At 57.4% G+C, this 15112-nt stretch carries 12 protein-coding genes; 2 read left to right on the top strand and 10 right to left on the bottom strand.

The window, feature by feature from the left end; genetic code table 11:
- Positions 1–185: 185 nt before the first annotated feature.
- Genes ACQR1I_RS11685 through ACQR1I_RS11675 form a run of 3 tightly spaced genes read right to left on the bottom strand, consistent with a single transcriptional unit; the run spans position 186 to position 1239 of the window.
- Entirely contained in the window at positions 186–839 is a 654-nt protein-coding gene (locus ACQR1I_RS11685) for a DNA methyltransferase (RefSeq protein WP_434864737.1), read from the bottom strand.
- Entirely contained in the window at positions 836–1042 is a 207-nt protein-coding gene (locus ACQR1I_RS11680; RefSeq protein ID WP_434864736.1) for a hypothetical protein, read from the bottom strand. Before ACQR1I_RS11680 ends, ACQR1I_RS11685 begins: the two co-directional genes overlap by 4 nt.
- Positions 1039–1239 (bottom strand): hypothetical protein, encoded by a 201-nt coding sequence (locus ACQR1I_RS11675; protein WP_434864735.1) that lies wholly within the window; start codon positions 1237–1239, stop codon positions 1039–1041. The genes ACQR1I_RS11680 and ACQR1I_RS11675 overlap by 4 nt, the downstream gene beginning before the upstream one ends.
- Before the next feature lie 597 nt (positions 1240–1836).
- Here ACQR1I_RS11675 and ACQR1I_RS11670 point away from each other — a divergent pair.
- The gene (locus tag ACQR1I_RS11670) at positions 1837–3213 is read left to right on the top strand and encodes a hypothetical protein (protein WP_434864734.1); all 1377 of its coding nucleotides are present in this window, start codon (positions 1837–1839) and stop codon (positions 3211–3213) included.
- A gap of 680 nt (positions 3214–3893) precedes the next feature.
- On the opposite strand, the gene ACQR1I_RS11665 is transcribed toward ACQR1I_RS11670, so the two are convergent.
- The 5 genes from ACQR1I_RS11665 to ACQR1I_RS11645 all read right to left on the bottom strand — a co-directional run bounded on the left by ACQR1I_RS11665 (position 3894) and on the right by ACQR1I_RS11645 (position 12413).
- Positions 3894–4307: a DUF1036 domain-containing protein gene (locus ACQR1I_RS11665; RefSeq protein ID WP_434865126.1), complete on the bottom strand. Its 414-nt coding sequence runs from the start codon at positions 4305–4307 to the stop codon at positions 3894–3896.
- Positions 4308–4596: 289 nt separating this feature from the next.
- Entirely contained in the window at positions 4597–4755 is a 159-nt protein-coding gene (locus ACQR1I_RS11660) for a hypothetical protein (protein WP_434864733.1), read from the bottom strand.
- A gap of 573 nt (positions 4756–5328) precedes the next feature.
- Complete coding sequence (locus ACQR1I_RS11655) at positions 5329–8262, bottom strand: Eco57I restriction-modification methylase domain-containing protein (protein ID WP_434864732.1); 2934 nt, start codon at positions 8260–8262, stop codon at positions 5329–5331.
- 126 nt (positions 8263–8388) lie between these two features.
- Positions 8389–10689 carry an AAA family ATPase gene (locus tag ACQR1I_RS11650; RefSeq protein WP_434864731.1) on the bottom strand — a complete coding sequence of 767 codons (2301 nt, stop codon included), beginning with the start codon at positions 10687–10689 and terminating at the stop codon, positions 8389–8391.
- A gap of 476 nt (positions 10690–11165) precedes the next feature.
- On the bottom strand, positions 11166–12413 hold the full coding sequence (locus tag ACQR1I_RS11645; RefSeq protein ID WP_434864730.1) for a tyrosine-type recombinase/integrase: 1248 nt from the start codon (positions 12411–12413) through the stop codon (positions 11166–11168).
- A 571-nt stretch (positions 12414–12984) separates the two neighbouring features.
- On the opposite strand from ACQR1I_RS11645, the gene ACQR1I_RS11640 reads away from it, so the two are divergent.
- The gene (locus tag ACQR1I_RS11640) at positions 12985–13452 is read left to right on the top strand and encodes a hypothetical protein (RefSeq protein WP_434864729.1); all 468 of its coding nucleotides are present in this window, start codon (positions 12985–12987) and stop codon (positions 13450–13452) included.
- 106 nt (positions 13453–13558) lie between these two features.
- Here ACQR1I_RS11640 and ACQR1I_RS11635 read toward each other — a convergent pair whose 3' ends face one another.
- Together ACQR1I_RS11635 and ACQR1I_RS11630 are read right to left on the bottom strand one after the other, a co-directional pair.
- Complete coding sequence (locus ACQR1I_RS11635; protein WP_434864728.1) at positions 13559–14758, bottom strand: FAD-dependent monooxygenase; 1200 nt, start codon at positions 14756–14758, stop codon at positions 13559–13561.
- A 10-nt stretch (positions 14759–14768) separates the two neighbouring features.
- Complete coding sequence (locus ACQR1I_RS11630; RefSeq protein WP_434864727.1) at positions 14769–15011, bottom strand: zinc-finger domain-containing protein; 243 nt, start codon at positions 15009–15011, stop codon at positions 14769–14771.
- Positions 15012–15112: the final 101 nt, after the last annotated feature.

The raw sequence follows: 15112 nt of genomic DNA, 5'->3' as shown, positions 1-15112 counted from the left end.
GCTCCTCGTGTTTGGACAAACCCCCGGATAGATACGATAGGAAAGTACTCATTGCGGTGCCCCCCACCAGCTCTCGCCCCAGTTTCCAAGGCACCGAGACTACCGTCAAGCGCTGCAATGGGCAAAAAAGCGGCCTACCGCCTGCGGCGGTAGGCCGGGGACTCGCGGCAATAGCCCGCGAATAATCAAGCTTCTGCAAGCGGCATATTCAGTCGCAGGTCGGCGGTTTGGCAGTGTCTAATGTCTACCTCGATGCCGAGCGCCCCGCGCCCGGCAGAACGGGCTGCGACAAGGGTCGACCCGGACCCGCAGAACGGGTCAAGTACAGTCCCGCCATGAGGACAGAACGCTTCAATGAGCGGACGCAAGACATCGATAGATTTCTGCGTCGGATGCAGACGATTGCCGGTATAGGCCCAATTCCGAACGTCTGCGATGGGGGGCATCGGTCTCGCCGGGTGGCCCTTGGCAAGCAAATAGGCCTGCTCATGCTTGCTCAGCATGAACCGGGACGACGACGCATATTGCTTGGGAAAGACCAGGTGGCCCACCACTCGGAAGCCCGCCGCCTTCCAGGCGGCCATGAACGCGTCGACCGCGTGCCAGCCGTAGAAGCTTACGCAGAACGTGCCGGGCTTCATCAGCCGGTACATCTCGGCAAACGCGGGCGCCAGCCAATCATCCCGATCATCGTTGACGATGGTCTGCCCATCGCGGGACCGGTAACGGCACAGGTAGGGCGGGTCGGTGAGGATGAAATCCACCGAAGCGGACTCCATCCCGGCCATCACGTCGATACAGTCGCCGTGGACGACCGTATTGGTGAGGAGGGCGCTCATGACGGCACCTCCTCGTCAAGGCATCGTGCACGCCAGAGTGCGTCGCCGCGTTCAACCGTCGAGAACTCAGCCAATCCATTGAGGCTGTAAATGGCTTTGGCCTTCGCGATGGCCTCAGTTGCCGTGCTGGCGAACACCGTCGCTTCGTAAACCGTCCAGTCCTCGAACTGGACGGTGTACCGCCGCGTGGCGGCGGGGCTCATCGCCCCGCCTCCGCGTCGGCCTTGGGCTCGCGAATGACGAGGCGGCCATTCAGGGGCAGGCTGCTCAGCTGGATGTTGAAGCCTTTGCCGTCCTGGTGCGCCCAGGCTGCTCCGATCTTGGTCCAGAAGGCGTTGTCGCCTTCGCCTTCGACCACATAAACTCCGTGTGGCGTCTGGTTCTTCTGATTGCGTTTCATCTTGGATACTCCCGTTTGGTTTAACCGGCTGCGCCAATCGCGGCCGGACGGGAAATCTCAAGGGCACGAGGAGATAGCTGGCGGGCAACGGAGGGTCCGGCCGAGGGCTCCCTTCAGGGATACGGTTGGATGCCTTGCGCGACTGCGCCTCGGGTCCAGTTTCCCCGTCCTACTGGCCGTGCATTGGAGATAGACGCACCACGGGAGTATGCCGTGAGACCCAATAGGACCGCGCCAAATGCTTTTTTTGAAAGAGAAACGAAGGGGGGCAAGCACTCCGACTCAAAACGGGCCCGGACAGAGCCCGCAGCGATGCGGCGCCTACATCACGTGATGCAGACGACGGGCCTTGACGGACTGGCTCGGCTCGATGACGATCTGCGAACGAATGGCTGAGGGTGTGAAACTGGTACTGCTCAAGGATGCTCATACGAAAACCGCCACTCGACCCCCGATGTCGCCGATACGGCTCCCACCGACCCGGTTAACGCGGTTAGGCACCTCTGAAACAAGCCTGTTGCATTTCTACACCGCAACGCCATGATGAAGTATTCGTGCTGAAAGCGTTTTTACTTAACTTGATGGATACTGTTCTCAATGCAGCAGCCATTCAACAAACTGACATCTTTCCGTCTTCGCGAGTTGATGACTTTTGTGGTTGTCCTCTCATGGATAATTAGCGCTGCTACTGCAATGGCGCAGGGATCTGCGGCCGTCCCCCAATTCAAGCAATACCTGACGAACGAAGTATTCCGCGGCAAGGCAGTGACTGTGGTCCTCAACACACCGGAGAAGGTTGCCTTTCGCACGCGGCTGCGTGAAGCGGGACGGCAACAGGCTAATTTCGCCGGGCACTATGTTCTGACGACTTGGGGATGCGGTGATACGTGCCTCATGGGCGCCGCCGTCGACCGGCTTTCCGGTCAGGTTACATTCCTGCCAGCGACCACCTGCTGTTGGGGAGAACTGGACCCGAGATACAAGCCAGTGGAATTCCGCTTGGGAAGTCGGTTGCTGGTGTTGTCGGGCCAGCTCAACGAAAAAGGCGTTAAAGGCGATCACTTCTTCGAATTCAAGAACGGTGAATTCACACCCATATCGACCATACCAGATGCTCCGACCGCTCTCCCATCAGGAAACCCCAAAACGGTGGAAGTGCCTTTGAATGCTTTTCAGGTGCGTGACCTGGATGGAGCAACCGCGACCTATGTCCACACGCTCGCACTAAGCGATCAGGACGGTGAAGGCTTCTTGGGAAAATTCAGGAACCTTGTGGCGAACTCCTCATTCAGGGAAACAGACGCCCTCCCGAACGAAATCCTGCTAAGCGGACTAAAGGCGCTTGTGGCCTTGTCGGCCGTTGAGTTCATATCAGCAAGAGAGCATTTGCTGTACAATCCGCAGGCCCAGCTGTTCTTGCACGTCGAGATTTCGCCGGAAGGTCAAATGGCGGTGGACGTCTACTCGCTGGACCGTATCGTGAAGCTTCTAGGCCCCCTGAAGCCCGAATTTAAGTTCGACGACAATCCCCTGAAGAATTCAATCGGATTCGGCGGCCGATACCTCCTCCTGCTCTCGGAAGAATTCCGAAGCAACAGCGGGCGCGTACAAGAACTGCGTAAAGATAATCACACCGAAAACGGCCAGATTTCCGCGAACTTCGCTATTTTCTTGCACAGCCTCCTGTCTACGATTCAAAGATCAAAAGATAACTGTAGTTCAAATGTAAACGCCTTTCTCGCGGACCAACAGAAACTCTGGCGCGGCAAGGAAATACTAAGCGAACAGACGATTAGCTCGCTCAGTCTGACACAGATATTGGATGGCGATAGTGGCTACAGGATTTACACCTTCCTCGACGAAGCCGCTGCCCGCGTTTACGTGCAGATTGCGGTCCAGCTCACGGATACCGGCTCCTGTAAACTCTATGGTCACCCGATAGCATTTGCCGTTCCCGCAATAATAAAGAAATAGTCGTAGAGGCGAGCATGACGAAAAGAAAGATCATACGGCTGGTTGCATCTTTGGCTTTTCTATCTAATGGCACAGCGCAATCGCAGGAAAGTAGACTTGCCGGTGGCGTGCTCGCTCTGGCAGGAAAAGTGCTTAATAATCCTGCCGCGTCTGTAATGGGCGCAGTTACAAAGACGATGTACGATGCGCGCAAGTTCACGAAGGATGTGTCGCATCCTTACGAGTCTGGTCCTCTCACCCTCGGATCGGACGCATACAAGCTATATGGCGACCTAACCGCTCCAACGAAGGTTGGATTCACACAAGGTTTAGGAATGACGTACGAAGCGTTAAAGCTCGCTGGTACTGGATTCAGGCCCGATCCGCCACGACCGGCCGGTGGGGTACACAACGATTGTGTGTCGGCCACGCAACCTGATGGCTCTCGTCGCATTGGCGGCGGCGACAGCGTCACGTATATACCCTGCCCGACGGCGTCCTATCAACGTCCGCCCGAAGGGCTAAATTCTCGACCTGGCCGGCCCTGTCTGGATGAGAACGGAGCACAGGCCAGCTGTTCGGATGGAACGTATACTGCAAATGCAGATCGCGCTCCGGAGACATCATCGGTGCCAGATTTTTCCGGCTTCTTCCGCGGAGCTGGACAGGGACCGGCTTGGATGTCCATAGGCAACAACTAACTACGGATCCTTGGAAGTATAGTTGAGCGTCGTGGATGCAACGTTGACGAAGATTTCGTAGAAGCCACGATTTGCCTCGCCGACGAGACATTGCTCTCCTTCGTGCACCTTGCGCCAAGTTGCACGGTGAGAAACGCACAGGCGGCGGGCTTTACCGTCCCACACGCGTTTACGTCCTTCCTGCTCGGTGTAGATATAGAAATAACCCCTCGGGTAGTCACCGAACTCTTTGCAGCTGTTTGGCTCGACGGTGTACCAGCCGTCCAGAATCCAATTCTTCGACTGTGGGTCCTGAAGATGGAAGAACATGCTTTGGGTTTTTACCGACGTCTTGTTGCAAATAGTTATCTTGAAAACACTTTCTGGGGTCTGCGCAAAAGTGGGGAAACAAGGGCAAGAGCTCGCAAATAACATAGCCAGGAGCGTACCAAGCGGTCTTACGGAGAGCTGCACGATTAGCCCTTTCATCAGCTTCAATAAGGAGATTGCGGATTTCTTGGAGAAACGCGTGTGCTTGAATGGCCACCAGTTTCTATCACATAATCTCACAAGTCTAGGTTTTAGCCGTGGATGACGCAAATTCCTGTGCCTTAGAGGCGATTTCGCGCACGTACTGAATGGAAGACTGACATCATTGGTCCGACAAATCGGCCTGGGGCCAATGCCCGGACCCCGACCGCTGGTGGGACCGCTCATGAACGGACTATCTGCACCAGCGGCTGAGCGCTACAGCCGAAGTCGCTGCGGACAAGTTCGCCTGGTGCAGCCAGGCTGCGCCGATCCTGGTCCAGAAGGCGTTGTCGCCTTCGCCTTCGACCACATAAACTCCGTGTGGCGTCTGGTTCTTCTGATTGCGTTTCATCTTGGATACTCCCGTTTGGTTTAACCGGCTGCGCCATTCGCTGCCGGACGGGAATTCCTGAAGACACGAAGGATGAGCGGCGGGGCAAGGAGGCTCCGACCGAGGGACCCTCCGGGATACGGTTGGATGCCTTGCGCTGACGCGCTTCGGGTCCAGATTCCCAGTCCTGTAGGCAGCGGAGTGGATACAGCCTCCACACGGGAGCAGGCGTGAGACGTAATTGAACCCCGTCAGAATCAGTTTTGTGGTTAGGTTGGGAATGTATTGCTGACTAAGTATCGAGAGGCTCGCAAACCAGGACGGCCAAGTGCGTATATTTCCGCCGCTACCGACCAATAGAATCTACGAAAGCCATTGTGAACCGCGCACCGATAGGCGCCAGAAGCAGCGCGATGCACCTGGATAGCTGGGAGCACACATTCGGGCGTTTGGATTGCGGAGAGGACCGGCACCATCTTATACTTCTTCAGCATCGGTACGCCTGGCTCGACTTCTGTGATGGGCACCACTTCGATGTCGTTGCCAGAATTAAGGGTAGCTACCCCGGTTTTTGATTCTTTTGGAACACTGGATCTACGCTTCCTCCAGCTCAATTTCGTCATCGTCCTTACCTTCATCGGTCGGGCGCTTAGCTCGTGCGAGCAATTCCTTGTAGGACCTCTCAATATGCGTCAAATCGTCCTGGGAGAGGCCATACGCCTCCGCGACTGTCTTTTCGATCTGCGCCTTGCTGTTTCCTAGGGAGCGACTGTGTACCTCGCTTACGTGTTCGTCCAGAGATAGCCTCGCCTTGGTGGCTGCGTCGGCGACGTTGTGAGCTTCGCGAGCGAGTGATTTCCAAGCCGCCCTCCAATTGCTCGGCAAAGGAATGGTTTGAACCTTGAAGCCGCCGACCTCCATGAGAGGACCATACCTTTTGACAAACCACCAATTTGCAATATCCGAATTGAAGAGTGCGAGAACAGCCCACAACACCTCGGAATCCTGTCCCGGAAGGAGAACTAGGTTTGAGAGTGCATGGCGATTAACTAGGCCGGTTTCGTCGATTGCTCCAACGAGCTGACGTGGCAGCTTTTTTCTAAGTCTGTGGAACAAAATCTTCGGCTGTTCGAAAAATCTAGATTCACGCGCTCGGTTAAGCCACCGTCCATAGTGGATGTATGAGGTGGTTGGCGCAACGAAGTATGGTGCCACCTGCGACGCGGACTCGATGAGGGGCTTCCAGTCTAGAGTCTTTTTTGATGGCCCGATGTAGAGGTTCTTTTCCCCATCCGCCTTGGTCAGATAGGGGATCACTCCTTGCGAAAACTCCAGCACCTGTTCAAGCCGTTGCTTTGAGCTTTCCATCGCAAGCATGATGGTTAAGTCTCGCTCATCAGCGTACACGTTATAAATGCGCTCTGGATCAGCCAGCCAAGCACTTTGACTCAACGAAAATTCGTGCGAAATGACGCGGTCATAGCTGACTCGGCTGATATCAGTCTTGCTATCCCGCTTGGGGGCAACATTTTGGACGATCACGATGCAGGTATCGACAGTGGCTTTCTTGAAGACTTTTACAGGCTCTAAGTCCGATATCTCGCGTATTGAAGCGGTCTCAAGTAATTTAGTCCTCATTTGAAGGCCATAGAAGTTGGTCAGCCAAGCATTCGGAACAATGTAGCCAAGAACCCCGCCAGCCTTTAGTAGACTCAAGCCCTGCTCGATAAAGAATAGATACGTTTCAGGTTTGCCCTTCCTGTAAGCAAATTTGCCTTGAAAATACTCCTTCTCTGCATCTGAATAGTCGGCCCCGTAAGGAGGATTTCCGACGACAGCATCAAACTTGAAAGGCAGTTCTCGCTTCCAGTCGAATGCGTTGGTCTTAACCGGGTCAACTTCAGCGAATAACGTGGTTTGAGCCACTGTGAAAAAGTCGTGCTCGACAAGGCTGTTTCCGCATTTGATGTTGCCGCCCAGATCCGGCAAGGCGCGCAAATGGAAGAAGTTCATTTGCGCGGCAATGACGTCTGCCTTCTCGTTCTCAAGAACCTTCAGCAGCAAGGAGAGTTTCGTAACCTCAACCGCTTGAGGGTCAATGTCTACACCATAAATGTGCGCCAGAAGAATCCGTCGCTTTTCGGCTATCGTAAGGCGCCATTCGCCGTTGTCAGCCTTGTATAAAGTCGCGTTTTTCCCCTTGCCATGCTTTTCCGCTCCGTTCGCCACGTACCAATCGCGGTGCCAGTCGAGCAGATGCTGGTACACTTCAATGAGAAACGACCCAGAGCCACAAGCCGGGTCAAGTATTCTTAGCTGGCGATCGCTTTTGCCTGTTTTGCCGCCCGCCATCAGCATTGACGGGCTCTTTCCTTGCAGGAGAGGTGCGAGAACTTTGTCGATGATATGCCTGACGACGAAGGTCGGCGTGTAGAATACGCCACCCGCTTTCTTTACCTCAGGCTTCTCCTCGACAACGGCAGAGCGTCCGCGCAGCCGTATGACCTTACCGAGAAACTGTTCGTATACCTGCCCGAGGATGTCAGCTGGTAAAACGGAAAACTCATACGGACTTTCTGGATAATAGAGGCTGGCAAACACTTGCCGCAGCGGCTTATCTTCAATCTTCAGACCCAGCGTGAATTTGTCGAGCGGTTCCGTGGCTCCTGGCTCAGCTTTGAAGTGGAACAGGCCGGAGTTGTATCGGTCGTCAGCTTGGCGAAAGAGCTGGGTAAGTCGCTTATAGGCATCTGCCCCCTTGATGAGTTCACGCAACCTACCGTAGGGCTCGATCCCCCGATCCTCGGCTATACGCAGAAAGATGATGCGGTCAATCGTGCGTTGAACGGCTGTATTAAGATCGCGGACACTTAGGCCTGGATTGCGCAGCGCTATGTTTTTCGCGAGGATAGAGCGCCATTCCTCAATCTCTTGCAGAAAGGCCGTATCCACCTCAGCCGTGCCACGCTTTCGCGTCGTGTCGTCTGCATAGCGGTCAAACGATCCCTTAAGGACGGCCTCGCGGCCGAAAATGCCTTCAATCTCGGACCATCTGTCTTCATATTCGTCGAAGCGGATGAGATTTGTTCGAGCTACGCTCGCCTTGTCCGAAGGTGTCGGTCTAACTCGGCAATCGTAGACCGCAAATTCCTCAAAATCGGTCAGTACGGAAAGCGGGAGTTTTGCGCTCCATCCGTACCTTCGCAGCTGATAGGGCGGTTCGACATTCTGTTTTAGGTTTAATCCAGGTGCCTTTGTCTCCACGAAGAATTTGCGTGTGCCTCCGATCCGGAAAGCGTAGTCGGGCGCCTTGCTCGCCGTGCCGATTTTTATAGTGTCCTCGTGGATGACATCTTTATAGGCCTCGGCGTAGCCCGCCCTGTTGGATACGTCCCAGCCCAAAGCTTCAAATAGAGGATCTATGAACTCTCGGCGAAGCCTGAATTCTTTGTAGTTGTCGGAAATGTAATCAGACCGATTGTCCTTGTAGCGTTGAACGAGCTCGGAGACTATCGATGGGGCTGGCATGTTCTCGCGCTTCTCTAGTCCTGAATCTTCAGCGTTTGTCGGCTAAGTAGCAAGGTCCTTGCCTCCGAACTGGACAGCGTTAGCATGGCTGTCCTCTTCGCGCTAGTTTAGCGCTTCGACTAGGAATCACCGGCATAGTCGTTGCAGCCCAGCGAGATGTGTAGGGTCTACGGTCTCCATCATCGCGATCAAGGCCGCCGTGGCGGCCTTACTCTCCTCCAGCGTCATTGAGGAAAACCCGATTAGGTCATCAATGTTATCGGAGTGCGATTCGAGCTGCACGAGGCGCTCTAGCGCGGCTACGCGCTCGCCGTCGAGTGTGGCATGATCTTTTCGCAACTGGATCATCTTCGAGGCGAAGCCGGCACTTCCCGGGCACCGGAACGCTAAGAAAACGTCTAGCACTCGCCTAAGCACGTTCGGCATCATGTAGGCGTATTCGTAGTCCGGATCTGCGCTGGCATTGAACTTCAGCACGTGATCCACCAGGTAGTGGTATTCGGAATCATACTCACGGAGCAACTTCGACATCTCAACAATAGCTGTTGAGCGTCCGTCTAGCCCCTTCGGAATCTTAACATCTAAGAACAGAAGGCTTGCGGTAGGCGGAGTCGCTTCGTTGCGCGGTTTGTGGAAACCCTTCCAGGCTTTCTTGAACTCGTTCATGCAGTTTTGGTTGTGCGTCAAAACGAAGACCTGAGCTGCATTCGCAAGCCGACTCAAAAGAAGCGAACAAGCATAGTTCAAGGCTCTGCTGTCAAGGCTCGAAATCGGATCATCCACGACGACTATACGGTCCTTGATCGAACGCCCGTCAGCCTCAAGCGTGGAAAGGAAATAGCAGAGCGCGATCGCTGTTTTCTCTCCTTCGCTGGGGGTGCTGTCTATCGGCCTCCCGCGACGGTGAATTTCATAGCCGTTTTCTACGCTAGCAATAGAAAGTTCTTTGTGGCCAAGGTAGCTCTCGATCAAGCGATTGATTTTCTCCGCAGCCTGACCGTGCTCCTTGATTCGAGATCGCAAGTCGGTGGCTTGCTCTTGAAGTTGATTATAAATAAGCGTCTTTGCGTCAACGTCCGTTTTCGCTTCGCTCACCGCGTCGGACGCGTTCTCAAACTCTTTGGATTTGTCCGCCAAATGGTGGCGCCTCAGAGCAAGACGGGCTTCATCCTGCCGCTGGGTGAATTGTGCGAAGGTCTCGTTGTGTTGTTTGATAGCCCCATTGAGCATGCCCACCCACGCGTTTACCAAGCCTAACGCCGCGGGGATTATCTCGTCGTTGTTCCACGCCAGTTCCTCCCGTAGCGCAATTGTCGGTCGGGCCAACTTTGCATCGATGGCGGCAACCGCCGGGCTGAGAACTGTCTCGACCGCTTCTGTTAAGCTCTGCTTCAGCTTGGTCAAGGCATCGTCATACTTGTGGCGCAGGTCTGCGGAGACGTCCTTTGATGGGGCAAGGTCAAGTACGGTCTTTACGTAGCGCTCGCGCTCTGTGACTAGCGTCTCTCGCACCTCTTCCAGTTGAACGACAAACTGCTGGAAGCCCTCATCTAGAGCGCGTTCCAGCAGCCCCTTGCGTTCATTCGATAGCTCTCCACCGCAGAGGAGACACGTTTCTAGGCCGTGCTCTTGATGGTAGGAACTTCCTTCCTTCACCCAGAGCAGCATCTCCGGGTACTTTTGGAGCTCAGTGATGATGGTTAGGCTCGGTGTTTGCCGGAGCAGGGTCGCCGCGCTTTGCAGAGCGTCGGCCGCAGCACTAGTCTCGAACTTAAGCTCTTCCAATGACGGCATCGCCTCTTCAAGTCGGCACACCTCCCGTTCGGCAGCCAAAGCGTTATCATCTAGCCTCGCGCCAGGGCCAAGGTCGAGAGTGGCGTAATCCGATGTGAGCTGTGGCGCCTCATACTTGCGGTTTCCCTGCCGCAGCTCTGCCGAGACTGTACGAGCATGCGTACGCTTGAAGTTTGCTAGCTGTTGCTCCTTTGCGCGAAAGAGCGCTTCTGCGGCGATCTTGCGTTCGTTGGCAACCGGTAGCGCTGCCTCCTTCTTTGCAAGCTCGGCGGCCAACTCGGCCTGTTCTCGGCCAATGTAGAAGACGGGTTTGGCCCGACCAGCCGACCATTGCAGATTCAGGTCAATGAAATCTTCATTGAAGACTGCAAGGCGATTGCTCAAGCTATTGCCCGCACCCGCCTTCACCGTCGCTCCTTCGCTTGTAACAAACTCGAATTCGCAACCAGCGGGTAGGCGCGCCCGTGGCGGATCACTCTGCATGGCAGCGAGGCAACGTGAAAGCGTGCTCTTACCAGATCCGTTGAACCCGTAGATCAGATTGAACCGCTTGAAATCGATGCTGGGAGATTTTGCGTTTCGGTCCGCCAAAACACCGGCATTTCTCAGCTTGGAAATATTGGCAATAAGCATAGCAATCTAGAATCCCGATCAATGGGAGAAGCAATCATGGGAAGCGTGGGAACACAAGGAGTAATTGCATATTCTACGTGCGCAACCGTAGTCGGATCGGAGAATCAATTATTGGTGCGGGCGGCCGGACTCGAACCGGCACGGGCCTAAGGCCCTACGGATTTTCGTACCACTTCGGCTTTCGCCGCCGCCTCTCGGCGTTTGTGGTCTGGACTATCCCTTCACCCTGGCGATTCGCTTTAGGTGCTGCCCGTCTAGTCTCTACACCTTCCCCCTGGCGGGGGCTTGGCTCGGGATCGCCAGTTAAGGGTTCCCCGACTTTGAGCAGTTCTGCTCCCGGGGTTTCCCCCGGGGCACTCAATGGCTTAAGTCCGATGCGTCTACCAGTTTCGCCACGCCCGCATAGGCCCATCTATACGGCGCAAAACGCATAAGGCCAAGAGAATACAGCCGTTTTCGCACATGCTTTGGGCAGCTCAGCGAAGCGTAGCGAGCTCTCCACGGCGGATTTCCGCCACTTCCTTCTTCGGCGGCTTCTTCTTGCGGACGTTGATGGCGCTGGCGTCCAGCACGTCTTTGAGGTGGGCGGCATAGTACTTTTCGATCATCTCGACGCTGGTCCGACAGTTCTTGGCCAGCATGTAGATGTCGGCCCCCTCCATCAGGCGGAAGCAGATATAGGTGTGCCGCAGGCTGTAGAGTGTCCTCGGACGGCCCTCGCGGTCGAACTTCAACCCCAGCTCGGTCAGGATCGCGTTGAACATCGCATGGTGCGACTTGGGGAAGATCTTGTCGGTAGGCTGGGGCTTATTGCGCCGCTTCAACCGCTCGAACACCGGCACGGCGTTCTGGGTGCTCTTGCAGGGACCATAGCCGCGCTTTCCGCGCACCTCGATTTCCAGGATGGTCTCCTGGGTGCCTTCATCGAAGGCGACGGTCACGTCCCGATACTCCAGGCGAAGGGCCTCGTCCGGCCGTAGACCGGTGTTGCTCATGAACAGAATCAGATCATGGAGTTGCTCGCCCCACCACCGGTAGCGCTCGTTAAGCGGCTTGCGGGCACGCTTGCCGGTCGCGAGGTAGAGTTTCCGGTACTCCTCGCGGGAGAACCAGGCGCGGTGCGAGATCTTGCCGTTCTTGCGGTAGGGCTCGGACAGGTCGGGTAGGGCGGTGAGCCACTGGTAGCGCAGGGCGAGCTTGAGGATTTGCCGCAGGCAGACGATTTCCTGGTGCATCGTGGTCCGGGCCGGGGGCTTTCCCCACTTGGCCTTGGCCAGTTCGATCCGGTGCATACGGTACTCGTTCACGAGACCGCCGGTGATTTCCGAAAGGCCCTTCTTGCCGAAGAAGGGAATGAGGTACTTGCGGACGCGCCGCTCGTGACCCTTGATGTAGATCTCGTTGCGCTGACCTTCCGTCAGCACAGGAAACTCCTCCAGGAATTTCTCTGCGGCGGCCAGGAACGTCTTCTCTTTCTTTCTGGCGGTGACCTTTTCCAGGTCACCGCTCACCACCATCCCGCGTAACTTGAGATACCACTCCTCGGCCACGTTCTCGGCCTGCCGGAGGTCCTCCTTGTTTGTGGCGGCCCTGTATTGCTTCCCTTCAATCGTTGCGGAGCAATGATACTTGCCGCGCTTCCCGCGGCGGTACAGATGGACTTTGCCAGCAAGGATGATGTGGTTTGTCTGCTTTTCGCTCCTCTGCAGTGCATCGTCGCCCATGACGCATGTCTTTCGTTGGCCGACGGCTTCGCGGTCGCTGCCGCAGGCAATTGTGCTAAGTCTGTGCTAAAGAATGAACTCCGTCAATTTCACGTAACTTTTTGTTTTATAGCACGTTTTTCATTCTTCGTGTGCTATTTTACGGATTTTAAGTCCCTTGCGTCTACCGATTCCGCCACGTCCGCTTTTCGGATCAGAGACCTAGCCCAGCCTTCGTGCCCATGGAATGAGGCTGTTCGGTGCTCCGAAGCTCATCCCTTTGCTTAAGCCAACGCGGCCGCCTTGGTAAAGCCTCAATCCGGCCGTCTCCAGCTGGTTCAGATGGTACGTGAGCTGGCTCGAGCCGATCTCGACCGTTTCGCGGGATGGACGAGGCGGCTGTCGCAAGGCGCGGAGAGATCACAGGAAAACGTCTCGCTCCGGCTTTGCATAACGTTGCAAGCGGCCGCGGAATGAACGAAACCTGCGGCTGATGTCGCGAGCCGGCGGCTGGTCCGTCGGTGTGTCGCTGCGGATCGGCCCGGACGTCGGGCGAGACGATGTTTTAAGACGGCTGCTTTATCGAGGCTGCATGACGACTGACTGCCATCGCCCGGCTCATCTGCGCCTCGGGCTCGCTGCGGGACTGCTCGCGCTGGGATCGCTGTTGTCCGGCTGCGCCGGCATGAGCGACAACATGTCGACCGCCTTCGCGGACCCCGCCAAATACGAACTCTATGAGTGCAAGCAACTCGAAGACGAGCGCAAGGCGCTTGCGGCAAAATCCGCCGAGCTGCAGGGCCTTATGGCCAAGGCCGAAACCGGAGCCGGAGGCGCGGTCGTGGCCGAGCTCGCCTATCGCAACGATTATATTGCCGTGCGCGGCCAGTCCCAGTTCGCCGAGGAAGCCTGGCGCCGCAACAACTGCAAGGAGACGCCGCCGGCGCCTGCCATGGCCAAGAGCGGCAAGCCGGCCAAGCCGGGGCGCGCCACGCGTCCGATGGCTTCCAGCCGCGCCGGCGCTGCGTCGACCTCGCCGCGCGACGGTTCGGTTTATTGAGGCGCGCGACCGGCGCCTAGTACAAGCTTTTCTTAGAACGTGAGTCGCGAATTTACGTCACCTTCGTCGCTTATGACGACGTGTCACTTGTCTTTGATTCCGGGTACTACAGCCGCCAATCGTAGATCCAGCTCTGCCGCGCCGACAGCCGCTGCGGCCCCATTGCCTTGATGCTGACGTCGCGCGCCAGCGCCAGCGGGCCGGCCATGTGATAGACGCGGCCTTGATTGCGCGCCGTGCGCTGAACCTGGCCGACGCGGGGGCGGCGCAGTTTGGCGTAGCGCTTCAGCGCCCCCTCGATCGCGGCCGGACCGTCGGACCGCGCCTCGCTCAGCGTCTTCGCCAGCACGGCGGCGTCCTCGATCGCCATTCCGGCGCCCTGCGCGGCAAACGGCAGCATCGCATGCGCGGCATCGCCGAGCAGCGCGATGTTGCCCGCGGTCCATTCGATGCCCTCCGGCACGCCGAACAGCGCCCATTTGCGCCAGCTGTCGACGGCATTGAGCAGCAGCCGCGCGGTCGCCGGCCAGTGCGGCGGGGCGAACGCCGCCTTCAACTCGGACGGATCACCCTCGGTGCTCCAGCCGGGACGATTCCAGGTGCCCGGCACCACCGCCACCACGTTGACCTGGCGGCCCGCGGAGATCGGATAGGCCACCAGATGCGCATTGGCTCCCATCCAGAGCTGAACCCGGGCGCTGGTGTATTCGCGCGGCAATTGCCGCGCGTCCAAGGTGCCGCGCCAGGCAATCAGGCCGGAAAATTCGGCGCGCACCTGCGGGAACAGATGATGCCGGACCGCGGACCAGACGCCGTCGGCGCCGATCAGCGCCAGCACCACGTCCTGGCGGCGTTCGTCGCCGCGCCGATGTACCACGGTGAGGCCCTTGGCATGCGCGGCGACGTCCTCGAACTGGCAGCCGAGCCGCAACTCGACATCCGGATGCGCCATCGCTTCGGCCGCCAGCGCCGCCTGCAGGTCGGCGCGATGGATCACCCAATACGGTGCGCCAGCCGCTTCGCTTGCCGCGGCGCCGAGCGGCAGGCGGGCGATCTCGCCGCCGGCCCGCGCGCTCATGATGCTGATGGCCTCCGGCACCACGGCGCGCGCGGTCAGCCGCGGTCCGAGCCCGAGATCGTTGAGAATGCGGCTGGCATTGGGGGAGAGCTGCAGACCGGCGCCGACTTCCTCGAGCCGCTCGGCCTTTTCCAGCACGACGACGCGGAACCCTTTGGTTGCCAGCGCCAGTGCTGCCGTCAGCCCTCCGATCCCGGCCCCCGCGACGGTGATGGTACGCGACGCCACGACACGCCGATCAGGCGACGTCCTTCAGGACGCATTCCGGCGGCCGCGCTTCGCCTGCGGCGAGATCCGGCGCATGGCGGTACAGCGTCGAGCAGTACGGGCAGATGATTTCCTTGTCGTTGCCGAGATCGAGGAACACATGCGGATGATCGAACGGCGGGTTCGCGCCCACGCACATGAACTCATGCGAGCCGATCTCGATCACCGGGACACCGGCATCGTTGTGGAAATGCGGGACGACGTTATCGGCCATCGGTTTCACCTTGGGTCTCAAGAAGAGCAGAACGAATCAGCGCGGGAAACACGGCCGACAGGACAGGATCGCAGCGCCGACGTCGCGGAACGGCGGCGCAC

The sequence above is a fragment of the Bradyrhizobium sp. HKCCYLS2038 genome (genome assembly GCF_051167655.1).
Taxonomy (GTDB): domain Bacteria; phylum Pseudomonadota; class Alphaproteobacteria; order Rhizobiales; family Xanthobacteraceae; genus Bradyrhizobium.
The sequence above is the reverse complement of the archived record's forward strand: the minus strand, read 5'-3'. Positions and strand labels throughout refer to the sequence as shown.